Source organism: Pseudomonas sp. SIMBA_067 (assembly GCF_046534675.1).
GTDB classification, from domain to species: Bacteria; Pseudomonadota; Gammaproteobacteria; order Pseudomonadales; family Pseudomonadaceae; genus Aquipseudomonas; species Aquipseudomonas putida.
The window spans coordinates 1-333 of the sequence record NZ_JAWRYH010000174.1 but is presented as its reverse complement, the minus strand read 5'-3'; the positions used below and the strand labels follow the sequence as shown (position 1 = coordinate 333).

The 333-nt window shown below is 61.6% G+C and carries 1 protein-coding gene; it reads left to right on the top strand.

Features of this window, described 5'->3' with window-relative positions; genetic code table 11:
* A partial coding sequence (locus SB765_RS28590) for an immunoglobulin-like domain-containing protein (protein WP_410932351.1) occupies positions 1 to 333 on the top strand: 333 nt, incomplete at both ends.

The window sequence follows — 333 nt, the reverse complement described above, 5'->3', positions numbered from 1 at the left end:
TTGGGCGGCGCTGCGAAAGTGGATGTCACCGACACCACCGACGAAGTCGTGGCCAAGCTGACCGCGACCCCTTCGGTCACCGAAGGCGGTGAGATCACCTACACAATCACCCTGACCAACAAAGATGGCCTGCCGATCAACAACCACGGCGCGCTGACCTTTACGCTGAGCGACGGCAAGACCGTCATCACCGTGCCGGCCAACGGCACTACCGGCTCGATCACTGTCACTGCTCCGGACAACGTCTACGTCGGCACTAACCCAGCGGTGGTCAACTCCATCGCGACCGTTGCGGGCGCTGATGTTGGCAAGTTCGAGCAACTGACCCTGGAC